The following is a 14,585-nucleotide window of genomic DNA, read 5'->3' as shown; positions in this document are numbered from 1 at the left end:
TCTTCGCGGGCAAGCCTCGCTCCTACATTAGGGGACACAAGCGATCCAATTGCGCCTGCGCCCGTCGGCTGAACACCTGCAACAAGTCGCTCAAGGTGTGTGGCGGCGGTTCATCTGCGCGGGTCACCGCGTACAGGGTGATCGGTAGCGCCGGCGCCAGAGGGCGAATCGCCGTGGTGGCGGGGGACGCGCCGAGCGCGGTGAACGGGTCGATCACTGCTAGCCCGGCACCGGATTCAACCATCGCCCGCGCCAGCGAATAAGTCTGCACCGCGATGCGTACCCGGGGTGGCGGATCGACCGCCTCAAGGTAGCTGTCGAGTCGGGCGGCCAGCGGGTCGGCGCTGGACAGGCCGATCAGCGGCGCACCGGCCAGTTCGATCAACGGCAGCGGTTTACCGTGAGTGTCGTCGGCCCAAAAGCCCTTTGGCGCCAGCGCCACCAGCATCCCGCAGGCCAGGGCCTGCGCCTTCAGGCCTGGATGATCGGGCAGTTGCAACGTCAGAGCGACATCCACTTCGCGCATCAACAGGTTCTGCATCAGCTCACGGCTGTGGGCGCTGGACAATTCGCAGGCGATTTGCGGGTAGCGTTGCGTCCATTCGTTGATCGCCGGCGGCAGCAGCGACAAGGCCAGCGCCGGGATCGCGCCGATCCGTACACTGTGGCCCGGCTCGCGGCGCAGGCTCTGGGCCAGACGTCGCACGCCTTGCAGGCTTTCGGTGACCTTGTCGACCTCGCGCTCAAGCTCCAGGGCTTCGGGCGTCGGCTGCAATTTACCGCGCACCCGCAGGAACAACGCAAAGCCCAGTTGCTGTTCGGCGTGTTGCAGCACTTTGCTCACCGCCGGCTGCGACACGTGCAGCAACTGGGCGGCGCCACTGACCGAACCGGTCTGGCGAATGGCCTGGAAAATTTCGATGTGTCGCAGTCGCATGGCAAGTCCATAACCTTTGTTTATGGCTCAGGCATCTTTATGCATTGTTCAGCGTCTGTCACCTGGTCCTAAGCTGAGGGCACGTTTCAACAACGCTTAAGGACTGACATGGCTCAGCGGGTTTGCATCATCGGTGGCGGCGTCATCGGGCTGACAACGGCTTACGCACTGGTTCGCGACGGCATCGACGTGACGCTGATCGAGGCCCGGGATTCGTTTGCCAGCGAGACCAGTTTCGCCAACGGCGGCCAGTTGTCCTACCGCTATGTCGCGCCACTGGCCGATGCCGGCGTACCGTTGCAGGCACTGGGCTGGATGTTGCGCGGTGACTCGCCGTTGAAGCTGCGCCCGCGCCTGGACCCGGCGCAATGGCGCTGGATGGCGGCCTTTCTGGCGGCTTGCCGGCGTTCGGTGAATCAGCGCAACGGCGCCCATCTGCTGCGCCTGGCGCTGCTGAGCCAGGCCACGCTGCAAGGCTGGCGCGACGAAGACCGTCTCGACGGTTTCGACTGGCGGCGCAACGGCAAACTGGTGACGTTTCGGGAAGCCGCGAGTTTCGAGCATGCGCGCCAAGGGCTGGCTGATCCGCGACAGCAACAGGTGTTGTCCCGGGCCGAGTGCGCACAGTTGGAGCCGGCGCTTGCCGATGCGCCGTTTGTAGGGGCGATCTACACGCCCGATGAAGAAGTCGCCGACTGCCATGCGTTCTGCCAGCAACTGGTGGCCCGGCTCAAGGCGTCGGGGCGTTGCGAGTTTTTGCCGGGGCGCACGGTCACCGGCATTCGCCATGGGGACGGCGCGGTGCAGGCTGTTGAAATGGGCGCGCAGGTATTGCCGGTCGAGCAACTGGTGATCGCTGCCGGTCATCGCAGCCCGGCGCTGGCGTTGCCGGGCATGAACCTGCCTCTGTATCCGCTCAAGGGCTACAGCCTGACCATGCCGATCCGCGCCGAACACCGCGCGCCAGAGCTGAGCATCACCGATTACAACCGCAAGATCGTTTACGCCCGCATCGGTGCACAACTGCGGGTGGCGGCGATGGTCGACATTGTCGGTTTCGACCCGGCACTCGATCCCAAGCGTCTGGCGCTGATCAAACGCCAGGCGCAGGAAACCTTGCCCAATGCCGGCGATTATGACGCCGCCATCGAATGGGCCGGCATGCGCCCGGCGACCCCAAGCGGCGTGCCGTTGATTGGCGCCACGGCGTACCGCAACCTCTGGCTCAACCTCGGCCATGGCGCCTTGGGCTTTACTTTGGCCTGCGGTAGCGCGCGGCTGCTGAGTGAGTTGATTGCCCGGCGCGCACCCTCGATCGAAATGCAGGGCCTCGCACCCCGCGTCGCCTGACTGGAAAAGGAAGAACCGATGAGCATCAAGCGTTTCAACAGCAACAGTCGACTCTCTGGCGCCGTGACCTTTGGCGAACTGGTGTTTCTATCGGGCCAGGTGCCGGGTGACAGCCGCGACGCTGCAGGCCAAACCGCAGAGGTGCTGGCGAAAATCGATGGGTTGCTGGCCGAGGCTGGCAGCGACAAGGATCACTTGCTCAACGCGACCATTTACCTGAGCGACATTGGCCGCGACTTCGCCGCCATGAACGAGGTCTGGTCACAATGGCTGTCGCCGGACAAGGCACCGACCCGCACCACGTTGCAGGCGCAACTGGCCCATCCAGAGGTCCTGGTGGAAATCACCGTGATCGCCGCCCGCCGCTAATTCGATCTACCCACAACGGAGAATAACAAATGCAAAAAATCACGTTGATCGGCTGCACCCTCGGCCTGCTGTTCGCCAGTCAGGTCCAGGCCAATGAAGCGCCGCTGACCGGCACGCTGAACAAGGTCGCCAATGCCAAGAGCATCACGCTGGGCTATCGCGATGCGTCGGTGCCGTTCTCTTACGTGGGTGATCACACGGGGCAGCCGATGGGCTATTCGGTGGACCTGGCGAGCAAGATTGTCGAGCGCATCAAGCAAAAACTCGAACTGCCGGATCTGCAGGTGAAGTACAACCTGGTGACTTCGCAAACACGCATTCCACTGGTGCAGAACGGTACGGTCGACCTTGAATGCGGCTCCACCGGCGTGACCGCCGAGCGCATGCAGCAAGTGGCGTTTTCCTACGGGTTTATCTATGTGAAGGGGCAGTTGCTCACGGCGAAGGACAGCGGCATCAAAAGCTTCGCCGACCTGCGCGGCAAGAACGTTGTGACCACCGCCGGCACCACCAATGAGCGGTTTCTGAAGAGCTACAACGTCGATCACAAGATCGACATGTTCGTGATCAGCGCCAAGGACCATGGCGAAGCCTTCCAGATGCTGCAGTCAGGGCGGGCGGCGGCGTTCTATATGGACGATGCGTTGCTTTACGGTGAACGCGCCAAGGCTCGTGATCCGCATAAATGGGTCGTGGTGGGCGAGGAGCAATCGCGGGAAATCTACAGCTGCATGGTGCGCAAGGGCGATCCGCAATTTCTCGAGTTGGTGAATTCGACGCTCGCCGATTTGTACAGCTCAGGGGAAATCAATGGCATCTACAACCGCTGGTTCCAGCAGCCGATTCCGCCTAAAGGTTTGAACCTTGAGTTTCCGATGACCAGCGAGTTGAAAGCGATCATTGCGAAGCCGGTGAGTGATCCGGTGCAATAGATCAAGATCAAAAGATCGCAGCCTTCGGCGGCGCCCACCGGGCGCGTAGGAGCTGCCGAAGGCTGCGATCTTTTAAAAATCCCCCCACAACTGCTGAGCCACCGCCAACGCCACCACCGGTGCGGTTTCAGTGCGCAACACGCGAGGGCCGAGGCGGGCGGCATGAAAACCGCCGGCCTTGGCCTGTTCGACTTCAGCGTCGGACAACCCGCCTTCCGGGCCGATCAGAAACGCCAGTGTCGCCGGTTTCGCATGGCTCACCAGCGGCTCGGCCACCGGGTGCAACACCAGCTTCAATTCGGCTTCCGTCTGTTTCAACCAATCGGTCAACAGCAGCGGCGGATGAATCACCGGTACCTGTGAACGCCCGCATTGCTCGCAGGCGCTGATCGCCACCTGACGCCAATGCATCAGGCGTTTGTCGGCGCGCTCGTCCTTGAGGCGGACTTCGCAGCGGTCGGTGAAGATCGGGGTGATTTCGCTGACGCCCAATTCGGTGGCTTTCTGAATCGCCCAGTCCATCCGCTCGCCACGGGACAAGCCCTGGCCGAGATGGACCGCTAGCGACGATTCGACCTGCCCGGCGAAGCTTTCATCGATTTGCACTACGACGCGCTTCTTGCCGACTTCCGCCAGCGTGCCGCGAAACTCATGGCCCGAGCCGTCGAACAATTGCACCGCATCACCCTCGGCCATGCGCAGCACGCGGCTGATGTAATGGGCCTGGGCCTCGGGAAGCTCGTGTTCGCCGATGCTCAAGGGGGCGTCGATAAAGAAGCGGGACAGTCTCATGCTGGGTCTCTGTAAAAAGTCGAATGTAGCAGCGTGCGCAATCAGCTTTTGTGGCGAGGGAGCTTGCTCCCGCTGGGTTGCGAAGCAGCCCCGAACCCGGCGACCGCGTTTTGTCAGTTAAAACGCGCAAACCGGGTTACGACTGCTTCGCAGCCGAGCGGGAGCAAGCTCCCTCGCCACAGGGTTACTCAGTGGCTGTTAGCCCGGATCACGGTAGCCCGGATGAAAGTCCTTCGGCACTGCCACGCTGATGCTGTCACGGGTAGCGATGTCGATGCCTTCGCTGGCCACCTCGGCCAGAAAATCGATCTGCTCCGGGGTAATCACGTACGGCGGCAGGAAATACACCACGCTGCCCAACGGCCGCAGTAAAGCACCACGCTCCAGCGCATGCTGGAACACCCTCAAACCACGACGTTCCTGCCACGGGTAAGCGGTCTTGCTGGCCTTGTCCTTGACCATCTCGATGGCCAGGACCATGCCGGTCTGGCGCACTTCGGCAACGTTCGGGTGGTCGACCAAGTGCGCGGTGGCGGTGGCCATGCGTTGGGCCAGAGCCTTGTTGTTCTCGATGACGTTGTCTTCTTCGAAGATATCCAGCGTCGCCAACGCCGCCGCGCACGCCAGCGGATTGCCGGTGTAACTGTGGGAGTGCAGAAAGGCGCGCAGGGTCGGGTAGTCGTCGTAGAAAGCGCTGTAGACCTCATCGGTGGTCAGCACCGCCGCCAACGGCAGGTAACCACCGGTCAGGGCCTTGGACAGGCAGAGGAAATCCGGGCGGATGCCGGCCTGTTCGCAGGCGAACATCGTTCCGGTGCGGCCGAAGCCGACGGCGATTTCATCGTGGATCAGGTGAACGCCATAACGATCACAGGCGTCGCGCAGCAACTTCAGGTACACCGGGTGGTACATGCGCATGCCGCCAGCGCCCTGAATCAGCGGCTCCAGAATCACCGCGGCCACGGTGTCGTGGTTGTCGGCCAGGGTCTGCTCCATGGCGGCGAACATGTTGCGCGAGTGTTCTTCCCAGCTCATGCCCTCGGGGCGCAGATAGCAATCGGGGCTCGGCACCTTGATGGTGTCCATCAGCAGGGCTTTGTAGGTTTCGGTAAACAGCGGCACGTCGCCCACCGCCATCGCCGCCATGGTCTCGCCGTGGTAACCGTTGGTGAGGGTGACGAAGCGCTTCTTGTTCGGCTGGCCGCGGTTGAGCCAGTAGTGAAAGCTCATTTTCAGCGCGACTTCGATGCACGACGAACCGTTATCGGCGTAGAAGCACCGGGTCAGGCCTTCGGGCGTCATCTTCACCAGACGCTCCGACAACTCAATCACCGGCTGATGGCTGAAACCGGCGAGGATCACGTGTTCCAGCTGATCGACCTGATCCTTGATGCGCTGGTTGATCCGCGGGTTGGCGTGGCCGAACACGTTGACCCACCAGGAGCTGACCGCGTCGAGGTAGCGTTTGCCTTCGAAGTCTTCCAGCCAGACGCCTTCGCCGCGCTTGATCGGGATCAGCGGCAGCTGTTCGTGGTCTTTCATCTGGGTGCAGGGATGCCACAACACCGCGAGATCGCGTTGCATCCACTGATTATTCAGGCCCATGTTCAGTCTCCTCGAGGCGGCTCGCTTGGTGCGCGGGCAAACAATCGCGCAAGCCTATGCAATGCGCGTCATCGGGACAACCCATTGTGTCGATTGAGCTACTTTGTATAAGGCGGTAGACGTCGCTGGCGGCGTTTTGATGGCTGACGTATTCTTCGCGGTTCTTTGAGTCGTCTGACTCGTAAAACCGCTATTTCCTCGTGTATTTCCGGAGTTCGCTGAATGTCTGCTGGTTGGCTGCGCGCCTGTGCGCTGGTGATGTTGGGGCTGTTCAGCGTTTCGGCGCTGGCCAAGGATAAAACGGTGATCGTGGTCGGCGGCGGGCTCTCGGGCCTCACCGCGGCGTACGAGCTGCAGAACAAAGGTTGGCAGGTCACCCTGCTGGAAGCCAAACCGACGTTGGGCGGTCGCTCCGGCATGGCCACCAGTGAGTGGATCGGCAACGACAAGACCCAACCGGTTTTGAACAAGTACATCTCGACGTTCAAGCTGACCACCACGCCAGCCCCTGAATTCGTGCGGACGCCGAGCTACCTGATCGACGGTGAATATTTCACCGCCGCCGATCTGGCGACTAAACAGCCGGCCACCGCCGAAGCGCTGAAACGCTACGAAAAGACTCTGGATGATCTGGCGCGTTCGATCGAAGACCCGCAGAACCCGGCCGCCAACAGCACACTGTTCGCACTGGACCAGATCAACGTGTCCAACTGGCTCGATCGCTTGAATCTGCCAGCCACTGCGCGTCAGTTGGTGAATCAGCAGATTCGTACCCGCTATGACGAACCTTCGCGCCTGTCGCTGCTGTACTTCGCACAACAGAGCCGCGTCTACCGTGGCGTTGCCGACCGTGACCTGCGCGCCTCGCGTCTGCCTGGCGGCAGCCCGGTGCTGGCTCAGGCCTTCGTCAAACAACTGAAAACCATCAAGACCAGCTCTCCGGTTTCGGCCATTACTCAGGACAAGGACGGCGTGACCGTGAAGGTCGGCAGTGTTGGCTATCAGGCCGACTACGTTGTGCTGGCCGTGCCATTGCGGGCACTGAACAAGATCCAGATGACCCCGGCGCTGGATGCCCAGCACCTGGGCGCCATCAAAGGCACCAACTACGGCTGGCGTGACCAGATCATGCTGAAGTTCAAGACGCCAGTGTGGGAAAGCAAGGCGCGCATGTCTGGCGAGATCTACAGCAACACCGGCCTGGGCATGTTGTGGGTCGAGCCGGCCCTGAAGGGCGGCGCCAACGTGGTGATCAACCTGTCCGGCGACAACGCGCGTGTGATGCAGGCCTTCGGCGACAAGCAGATGGTTGATCAGGTACTGATTCGCCTGCATGCGTTTTATCCACAGGCACGCGGTTCGTTCACCGGTTATGAAATCCGTCGCTACAGCACCGATCCGTCGATGGGTGGCGCATACCTGGCCTTCGGCCCGGGTCAGATCAGCAAGTACTGGCGCCTGTGGGAGCGTCCGCTGCAACGTGTAGCCTTTGCCGGCGAACACACCGACGCCTTGTACCCAGGCACTCTGGAAGGCGCATTGCGCACCGGTCAGCGTGCGGCCAGTCAGGTAGAAGACCTGGCGGCGGGCAAGTCGTTTGAACCGGTGAAAGTTGTTCCGGCGGCGACCGCAGCAGCGGCAGGTGCAGTGGCGGCGAAGAAAGGTAACTTCTTTACCAACCTGTTCGGTGGTTCTGACGACAAACCGGAACCGGCCAAGGCGCCAGCACCCGTGGCACCGGTTGCTCCGGCACCCGCCCCTGTACCTGCGCCGACTCCAGCGCCAGCACCGGTTGAGGCGCCGAAGCCTGCGGCACCGGTGAAAGCAGAACCTGCCAGGAAAGCGCCGGCCAAAGCGCCAGTGAAAAAGCCTGCGGCCAAAACCGAGTCCAAAAAAGCCCCGGTCAAGGCGACGGTGAAAAAGACTGAGCCGGTGAAGAAGCCAGCGGTCAATACTGCTGCGAAGACCCCAGTGACGAGTGAAACCAAGACGCAGTAAGTTCTGGAATCAAAAAAAAGCGCGGCAGTGATGCCGCGCTTTTTTTATATCTTGCGTATGTCGCTCTAACGCCGGTTGCTGTGTGCGTTGACGCTAAGCCAGATCAACGATATGGACTTCGTCGCTTTGGTAGTCGCTGATATAGGCACGGTTATGTTGATCAAGAACCATGTCATACGGCCCGCAAGCATCAGGAATGGCAGTCCTGCGGACAATCTCACAAGTGTCGGTATTAACTTCCACGACCTCTTTTCCAGTTTGATCAACGGCATAAGCATTTTTGTCGCCGAACACTATTTTTCCTTCGCAATTCACAAAATCGAAAAGCCTGGTGGTCGATGACCGGGTGTCCAGCACGGTGAGTTTTTGAGCGTCCAGGCCCACGATATAGACTTTCCTGCCATCGGGACTGACGCTAACCGCTGACGGATACCTTGCGGTTCTGATGATGTTAATGACTTCGAACGTCTTGCTGCTGATGACCGTGAGCGCGTCTTGATAAGGGCCGTCAGGAGAGTTGGTGCTGGAAATATACAGGCGCGAATTGTCCGGGCTGATATCCACACTTATGGAGGGAGAGGGCAATCCTCGCACTCTGCTTACGGCATAAGTGCGGGTGTCAATAATTGCCAGCCACTCTTTATCTTGTCGAACGGTGACGTAAACATGCTTCCCGTCCCGGCTTACTACGATTGCCCAGGGATGCCTTCCCACCCCGACGTGACCCACCTTATAGGTTTTGGTATCAATAACCGAAACCGAACTTGAACCGTAGTTGGTCACGTAAGCCCTTTTACCCCGATGGCCAAGAGCGATACTTTGGGGGTAACGCTCGACGGCAATGGTGCGGATTACCTTTTTGTTCAGGGTGTCGATGACTGACACATTGCCTGAAATGTAATTGCAAACAAAAACCCGGGACCCATCGTCGTTGATGGCTATCCCTCGCGGTCCTTCCCCTACGGGTATCGAATTGGATCGGTTGCGCGTAATGACGGGGGATGAGCTCGAATGGTGACTCATGGTAGAACTCCTGTTCAGACGCTCGGACAAACGCCCGAGATCAGGTTCATCAATGACCTGCAATGTTGGCTACTGTCAGATATGACAGTTCTGACGAGTGGTAAAGGCTTTTTTAAGTGGGAATGGGGACGGCATTTGTAGGTTTTTTCGTTCGGTTAACACTCTCTTAACATCTCAACCGCAAGGTCTTGATCGTATTTCTCGATATTTCAGAGCGAAATTTTCCGCTTTAAATCGATAGATAACTCGATAGTCTTGGGCGAAGTTCTTACAGGATTTGGGCAATGCAACTACGTAACTCTTCTTCCCGCTACGGTTGGATCAGCATCTTCGTGCATTGGGGTGTGGCGCTCGCGGTCTATGGTCTGTTCGCGTTGGGGTTGTGGATGGTGGGTCTCGACTACTACAGCGCCTGGCGCAAAGATGCGCCGGATCTGCACAAGAGCATTGGCCTGCTGTTGTTCGCGGTCATGTTGCTGCGGGTGTTGTGGCGCTTCATCAGTCCACCGCCGCCGGCCCTGCAAAGTTATAGCCGCATGACGCGTCTTGGTGCCGTGTTCGGCCATGCCTTCCTCTATCTCGCGCTGTTCGCTGTGATGATTGCCGGTTACCTGATTTCCACCGCAGACGGTGTTGGGATCCCGGTGTTTGGCCTGTTTGAAGTGCCTGCACTGGTTTCCGGACTACCGGACCAGGCAGACACCGCGGGTGTGATCCATTTGTACCTGGCCTGGGCGCTGGTAATTTTTTCCGGCCTCCATGCGTTGGCAGCATTGAAACACCACTTTATCGATCGTGATGCGACCCTGACACGAATGCTGGGTCGCAAAGCCTGATGTTCAACCTCGACTCCAAAGGAATAGAAAGCATGTTGAAAAAGACGCTCGCCGCCCTGGCAATCGGTTCTGCTCTGCTGTCCGCTAACGTAATGGCGGCCGATTACGTTGTCGACAAAGAAGGCCAGCACGCCTTCGTTGACTTCAAGATCAGCCACCTGGGGTACAGCTACATCACCGGTACCTTCAAGGACATCGACGGCAAGTTCAGCTTTGACGCTGCCAAGCCTGAAGACAGCAAGATCGAGTTCAATGTGAATACCGCCAGCGTGTTCACCAACCATGCCGAACGCGACAAGCACATCGCCAGCAAAGACTTTCTGGACGTGGGCAAGTTCGGCAAGGCGACTTTTGTTTCCACCAGCGTCAAATCCACCGGCAAAAACGCCGCTGGCAAAGACACTGCCGACGTAACCGGTAACCTGACCTTGCTGGGTGTGACCAAGCCAATCGTGGTCAAAGCCACCTTCCTGGGTGAAGGCAAGGATCCATGGGGCGGCTACCGTGCCGGCTTCGAAGGCACCACCAGCATCAAGCGTTCCGATTTCGGCAAGCAGAAAGAACTTGGTCCACAGTCTGACGCGGTCGAGCTGTACATTACGTTTGAAGGTGTGAAAGCGAAGTAATGCTGAGACGTAGGAGCTGCCGAAGGCTGCGATCTTTTCAGAATCACCGCTGATAAGGGCAAGATCAAAAGATCGCAGGCTTCGCCAGCTCCTACAAAAGCAGTTTGCAGCGCCCAAAAAAATGCCCCGGATCGTGAGAACCGGGGCATTTTTCATATCAGCGATAAATCAGCGATTGCGTGTCAGCAAGGCTGGTTTTTCGCCGCGTGGACGGCCTGGCAGTTGATCCAGTTGCTCAGGTGTCGGGAAGCGATCGCTTTTCGACTCCTTGTGAATGATCTTCGGTGCCGGGCCCCGCGGGTTCTGCACGGCCGGTTCCGAACGAGGCTGCTCATCACGGGCCGGGCGGCGGTTGCGGGACTCTTCGCGACGGGCCTGGCCGTCACGTGGGGCACCGTTGCGTGGGCCGCTGCGCTTGGCCGGTGGGGTGCCGGTGGTTGCGCCGCTGCTGTTGCGCGGACCATTTTGGCGACCTTGTGGCTGACCGGTACGCGGAGCACCTGCGCCTTGTGCCGGAGCGCCCGGACGGCGGCCACGGCCCTGGGCCGGTTTGGCTTGAGGCACGTAGTCGACGCGGTTGCCGAAGTTATCGACATCGTCGTCCAGGAACTCGTCCGGAGCACGGTCTGCGGCGGCACGAGGTGCCGGACGCTGTTGCTCACGGGCCGGGGTGCCTTCGCGAGGCTTGTGTTCACGGGCAGGGCGATCGCCACGGCCAGTGGCAGCAGGTTTTTCCTTGCCGCCCTTGTCCTTGCCTTTGTCTTTACGACCGCCACCACCACCGCTGCCGTTCGGGCCATCGCCGCGCGGGCCACGTGGGTTGCGCGGATTACGCACATCCGGACGCTCGCGAACTTCAGGTTTCTCGGCTTCCACAGCGCTGGAGTCGAAGCCCATCAGATTGCCGTCGGCAATCTTCTGCTTGGTCATGCGCTCGATGCTTTTGAGCAGCTTTTCTTCGTCCGGAGCGACCAGCGAGATCGCCTCGCCCGAACGACCGGCGCGGCCGGTACGGCCGATACGGTGCACGTAATCTTCGTCGACGTTCGGAAGTTCGAAGTTGACCACGTGGGGCAACTGGTCGATGTCCAGGCCGCGAGCGGCGATGTCGGTGGCGACCAGGATGCGCACTTCACCGGCCTTGAAGTCGGCCAGGGCTTTGGTGCGGGCGTTCTGGCTCTTGTTACCGTGGATGGCGACGGCGGTGAGGCCGTGTTTGTCCAGGTACTCGGCCAGGCGGTTGGCGCCGTGCTTGGTGCGGGTGAACACCAGCACCTGTTCCCAGGCGCCAGCGGTGATCAGGTGCGCCAGCAGCGAACGCTTGTGGTTGGCTGGCAGACGGAATACGCGCTGTTCGATCCGCTCGACCGTGGTGTTCGGCGGCGTGACTTCGATGCGTTCCGGGTTGTGCAGCAGCTTGCCGGCAAGGTCGGTGATGTCTTTGGAGAACGTCGCCGAGAACAGCAGGTTCTGGCGTTTGCTCGGCAGGCGGGCGAGGACCTTTTTCACGTCATGGACAAAGCCCATGTCGAGCATGCGGTCGGCTTCGTCCAGCACGAGGATTTCCACGTGGGACAAATCGACGCTGCCTTGGCCTGCGAGGTCGAGCAGGCGACCGGGGCAGGCCACCAGCACGTCGACACCGCGGGACATGGCCTGAACCTGTGGGTTCATGCCGACGCCGCCGAAGATGCAGGCGCTGACGAACTTCAGGTCACGGGCATAGACCTTGAAGCTCTCGTGCACCTGGGCCGCGAGTTCGCGGGTTGGGGTCAGGACCAGCACGCGCGGTTGGCGCGGGCCGTGACGCTGGGATTTGTCCGGGTGACCGTTGGGGAACAACCGCTCCAGAATCGGGAGGGCGAAACCACCGGTTTTACCAGTACCTGTCTGTGCCGCAACCATCAGGTCGCGACCTTGCAACACGGCGGGAATGGCCCGCTGTTGCACCGGAGTAGGCTCGGTATAGCCCGCTGCCTCGATGGCGCGGACTAAAGCCTCGGAGAGACCGAGGGAAGCAAAGGACATGAGTAATCCTGTTTTAGTTAGGGCTTGGCCCAATGGGAGTCTTGCCTGGCGCGAATCGCGTTTAAGAGGACGCAATCCCGTCCGGTCCTGCTGGGCCTCGAAGGCTCGTCTGGAGCGCTCGCGCGGGCTGAAAAGCTGCGCTGTAGCGGGATCGAGATGCCTTGAACAAGTCCGAGCGTCCGGGCGTGAGCCTGGCGGGAAGGCCGGAGTATAACAGAGCAATCACTGCGCGCCGCTTTCCTGCTGCTCAACGGTTTTTCCGTCGGTTGCGGTGGCGCTGGCGGCCCGTGCTTCGGGGGGCGGGCCGGCGCCGTAGCGGGCGCTCAGTTCGGCGTAGGCCGGCTCGCGCTTGAAGCGCTTGAGCTCGGCACCGAAACGCTGCACCAACAAATCCATCCCGGCATTGCGGCGTACCGCCAGAAACTGGCTTTGCTGGCTGATGATGATCGGGTTCTCGGTGATCTTGTCGCGGATGTTCAGTTGATCGAGCAAATGCTGGCCAACCCGGCGATCAGTGATCAGCAGGTCGATGCGGCCGCGCACCAGTTTGCCGAAGTTGGCTTCATGGGTGGGTGCCGGCTCTTGGGTGAACAGCGTCGATTCGCTGAAGTCCTTGCTGTACAGGTAGCCCGGCGAGGTGCCGATGGTCAGGCCTTTCAGATCGTCCAGGGTGCGAAACGGATACGGTCGCTCGTTGGCGTAGAACATCACGAACTCGACTTGCGAGAGCGGTTCGCTGGGGTAGAGCAGGGTCGCGTCGCGTTCAGCGCTGTGGAAGATATCCAGCACGCCATCTGCCTGGCCTTGCTCAAGCATCGACAGGCAGCGTTTCCATGGCAGGAACTGCCATTCCACGTCGATTCCGAGGCGTTTGAAGACAATGGCGGTGGTTTCATAGTCAAGCCCCAAAGACTTGCCGTTTTCCTCATACACGTAAGGTGCCCAGGGCTCGGTGACAATACGCAACTTCTCGCCCCGAGCAGTGAGGCTCAGGCAAGTGAACAGAAGCACGGTCAGTAACTGAGCGATCAAAGGCATGGGGTTGAGATTACGACGAGAAATCATAAAGAGCCAGAAACCGGATCCAGAAGCTCTGGTTCAGGGTATGGCTGCACAATAAAGGGGCGCCGGAAAGCAAAAGATCGCAGCCTTCGGCATTTCCTACAGGGGGATACGTACCTCTGTAGGAGCTGCCGAAGGCTGCGATCTTTGATCTTGCTTTAACGACGATTAACGCGGCAACTTCAGGTTATTCCACACCGCCAGGCTCGGCTCAGCCTGGTTCAGCGTGTAGAAATGCAGCCCTGGAGCGCCACCCTGCAGCAGGCGTTCGCACATCTGGGTGATGACTTGCTCACCAAAGCCTTGAATGCTTTGGGTGTCGTCGCCGTAGGCTTCCAGTTGCTTGCGGATCCAGCGCGGGATTTCCGCACCGCAAGCGTCGGAAAAACGCGCCAGCTTGCTGTAGTTGGTGATCGGCATGATCCCTGGCACGATCGGGATGTTCACACCCTTGGCCTGTACACGCTCGACGAAGTAGAAATAACTGTCGGCGTTGAAGAAGTACTGGGTGATCGCACTGTTGGCGCCGGCGTTAGCCTTGCGCACGAAGTTGTTGAGATCGTCTTCAAAGTTGCGCGCTTGCGGATGCATCTCCGGGTAAGCGGCGACTTCGATGTGGAAATGATCGCCGGTTTCTTCACGAATGAATTCAACCAGGTCATTGGCGTGACGCATCTCGCCGCTGGCCATGCCCATGCCCGAGGGCAGGTCACCGCGAAGCGCAACGATACGCTTGATGCCGGCTGCCTTGTACTGGCTCAGCAGGCCGCGCAGGTCGTCCTTGCTATCGCCCACGCAAGACAAATGCGGTGCGGCAGGGACTTTGACTTCGCTTTCAAGCTGCAACACGGTGTTGAGGGTGCGATCACGGGTCGAACCGCCAGCGCCATAGGTGCAGGAGAAGAAGTCGGGATTGAAGGTCGCCAGGTGACGGGCAGTGGCGATCAGTTTTTCATGCCCAGCATCGGTCTTCGTCGGGAAGAATTCGAAACTGTAGCGACGGTCTTGGGACATGGTCATATCCTTG

Annotated in this window: 13 protein-coding genes; 6 read left to right on the top strand and 7 right to left on the bottom strand. The window is 60.0% G+C overall.

Annotation, left to right across the window (positions count from 1 at the left end):
• Positions 1–22: 22 nt before the first annotated feature.
• A complete protein-coding gene (locus ACZ89R_RS15895) occupies positions 23–937 on the bottom strand; it encodes a LysR family transcriptional regulator (RefSeq protein WP_429545277.1) in 915 nt (304 codons plus the stop codon).
• Between the two features lie 108 nt (positions 938–1,045).
• On the opposite strand from ACZ89R_RS15895, the gene ACZ89R_RS15890 reads away from it, so the two are divergent.
• Genes ACZ89R_RS15890 through ACZ89R_RS15880 form a run of 3 tightly spaced genes read left to right on the top strand, consistent with a single transcriptional unit; the run spans position 1,046 to position 3,588 of the window.
• Positions 1,046–2,287, top strand: a complete 1,242-nt coding sequence (locus tag ACZ89R_RS15890; RefSeq protein ID WP_429545278.1) for a D-amino acid dehydrogenase — start codon at positions 1,046–1,048, stop codon at positions 2,285–2,287.
• Between the two features lie 18 nt (positions 2,288–2,305).
• Positions 2,306–2,656 carry a RidA family protein gene (locus ACZ89R_RS15885; RefSeq protein ID WP_429545279.1) on the top strand — a complete coding sequence of 117 codons (351 nt, stop codon included), beginning with the start codon at positions 2,306–2,308 and terminating at the stop codon, positions 2,654–2,656.
• 29 nt (positions 2,657–2,685) lie between these two features.
• On the top strand, positions 2,686–3,588 hold the full coding sequence (locus tag ACZ89R_RS15880) for a transporter substrate-binding domain-containing protein (protein WP_429545280.1): 903 nt from the start codon (positions 2,686–2,688) through the stop codon (positions 3,586–3,588).
• Between the two features lie 72 nt (positions 3,589–3,660).
• On the opposite strand, the gene ACZ89R_RS15875 is transcribed toward ACZ89R_RS15880, so the two are convergent.
• Entirely contained in the window at positions 3,661–4,380 is a 720-nt protein-coding gene (locus tag ACZ89R_RS15875) for a 16S rRNA (uracil(1498)-N(3))-methyltransferase (protein ID WP_429545281.1), read from the bottom strand.
• Between the two features lie 198 nt (positions 4,381–4,578).
• On the bottom strand, positions 4,579–5,985 hold the full coding sequence (locus ACZ89R_RS15870) for an adenosylmethionine--8-amino-7-oxononanoate transaminase (RefSeq protein WP_429542407.1): 1,407 nt from the start codon (positions 5,983–5,985) through the stop codon (positions 4,579–4,581).
• A 222-nt stretch (positions 5,986–6,207) separates the two neighbouring features.
• Between ACZ89R_RS15870 and ACZ89R_RS15865 the strand changes: the two genes are divergently transcribed.
• Positions 6,208–7,983, top strand: a complete 1,776-nt coding sequence (locus ACZ89R_RS15865; protein WP_429545282.1) for an FAD-dependent oxidoreductase — start codon at positions 6,208–6,210, stop codon at positions 7,981–7,983.
• Between the two features lie 93 nt (positions 7,984–8,076).
• On the opposite strand, the gene ACZ89R_RS15860 is transcribed toward ACZ89R_RS15865, so the two are convergent.
• Positions 8,077–9,006 carry a YncE family protein gene (locus ACZ89R_RS15860; protein ID WP_429545283.1) on the bottom strand — a complete coding sequence of 310 codons (930 nt, stop codon included), beginning with the start codon at positions 9,004–9,006 and terminating at the stop codon, positions 8,077–8,079.
• Between the two features lie 284 nt (positions 9,007–9,290).
• On the opposite strand from ACZ89R_RS15860, the gene ACZ89R_RS15855 reads away from it, so the two are divergent.
• Positions 9,291–9,842: a cytochrome b gene (locus ACZ89R_RS15855; protein ID WP_429545284.1), complete on the top strand. Its 552-nt coding sequence runs from the start codon at positions 9,291–9,293 to the stop codon at positions 9,840–9,842.
• A gap of 32 nt (positions 9,843–9,874) precedes the next feature.
• Positions 9,875–10,468 carry a YceI family protein gene (locus ACZ89R_RS15850; RefSeq protein WP_429545285.1) on the top strand — a complete coding sequence of 198 codons (594 nt, stop codon included), beginning with the start codon at positions 9,875–9,877 and terminating at the stop codon, positions 10,466–10,468.
• Between the two features lie 168 nt (positions 10,469–10,636).
• Here ACZ89R_RS15850 and ACZ89R_RS15845 read toward each other — a convergent pair whose 3' ends face one another.
• The 3 genes from ACZ89R_RS15845 to metF all read right to left on the bottom strand — a co-directional run bounded on the left by ACZ89R_RS15845 (position 10,637) and on the right by metF (position 14,572).
• Positions 10,637–12,496, bottom strand: coding sequence for an RNA helicase RhlE2 (locus ACZ89R_RS15845; RefSeq protein WP_429545286.1), 1,860 nt, complete (start codon positions 12,494–12,496; stop codon positions 10,637–10,639).
• 222 nt (positions 12,497–12,718) lie between these two features.
• On the bottom strand, positions 12,719–13,534 hold the full coding sequence (locus tag ACZ89R_RS15840) for a substrate-binding periplasmic protein (RefSeq protein WP_429547850.1): 816 nt from the start codon (positions 13,532–13,534) through the stop codon (positions 12,719–12,721).
• A 192-nt stretch (positions 13,535–13,726) separates the two neighbouring features.
• Positions 13,727–14,572, bottom strand: a complete 846-nt coding sequence (metF, locus tag ACZ89R_RS15835) for a methylenetetrahydrofolate reductase [NAD(P)H] (RefSeq protein ID WP_123500174.1) — start codon at positions 14,570–14,572, stop codon at positions 13,727–13,729.
• Positions 14,573–14,585: the final 13 nt, after the last annotated feature.

Source organism: Pseudomonas sp. TE3728, assembly GCF_056279145.1.
This window is presented reverse-complemented; position numbering and strand designations above follow the sequence as displayed.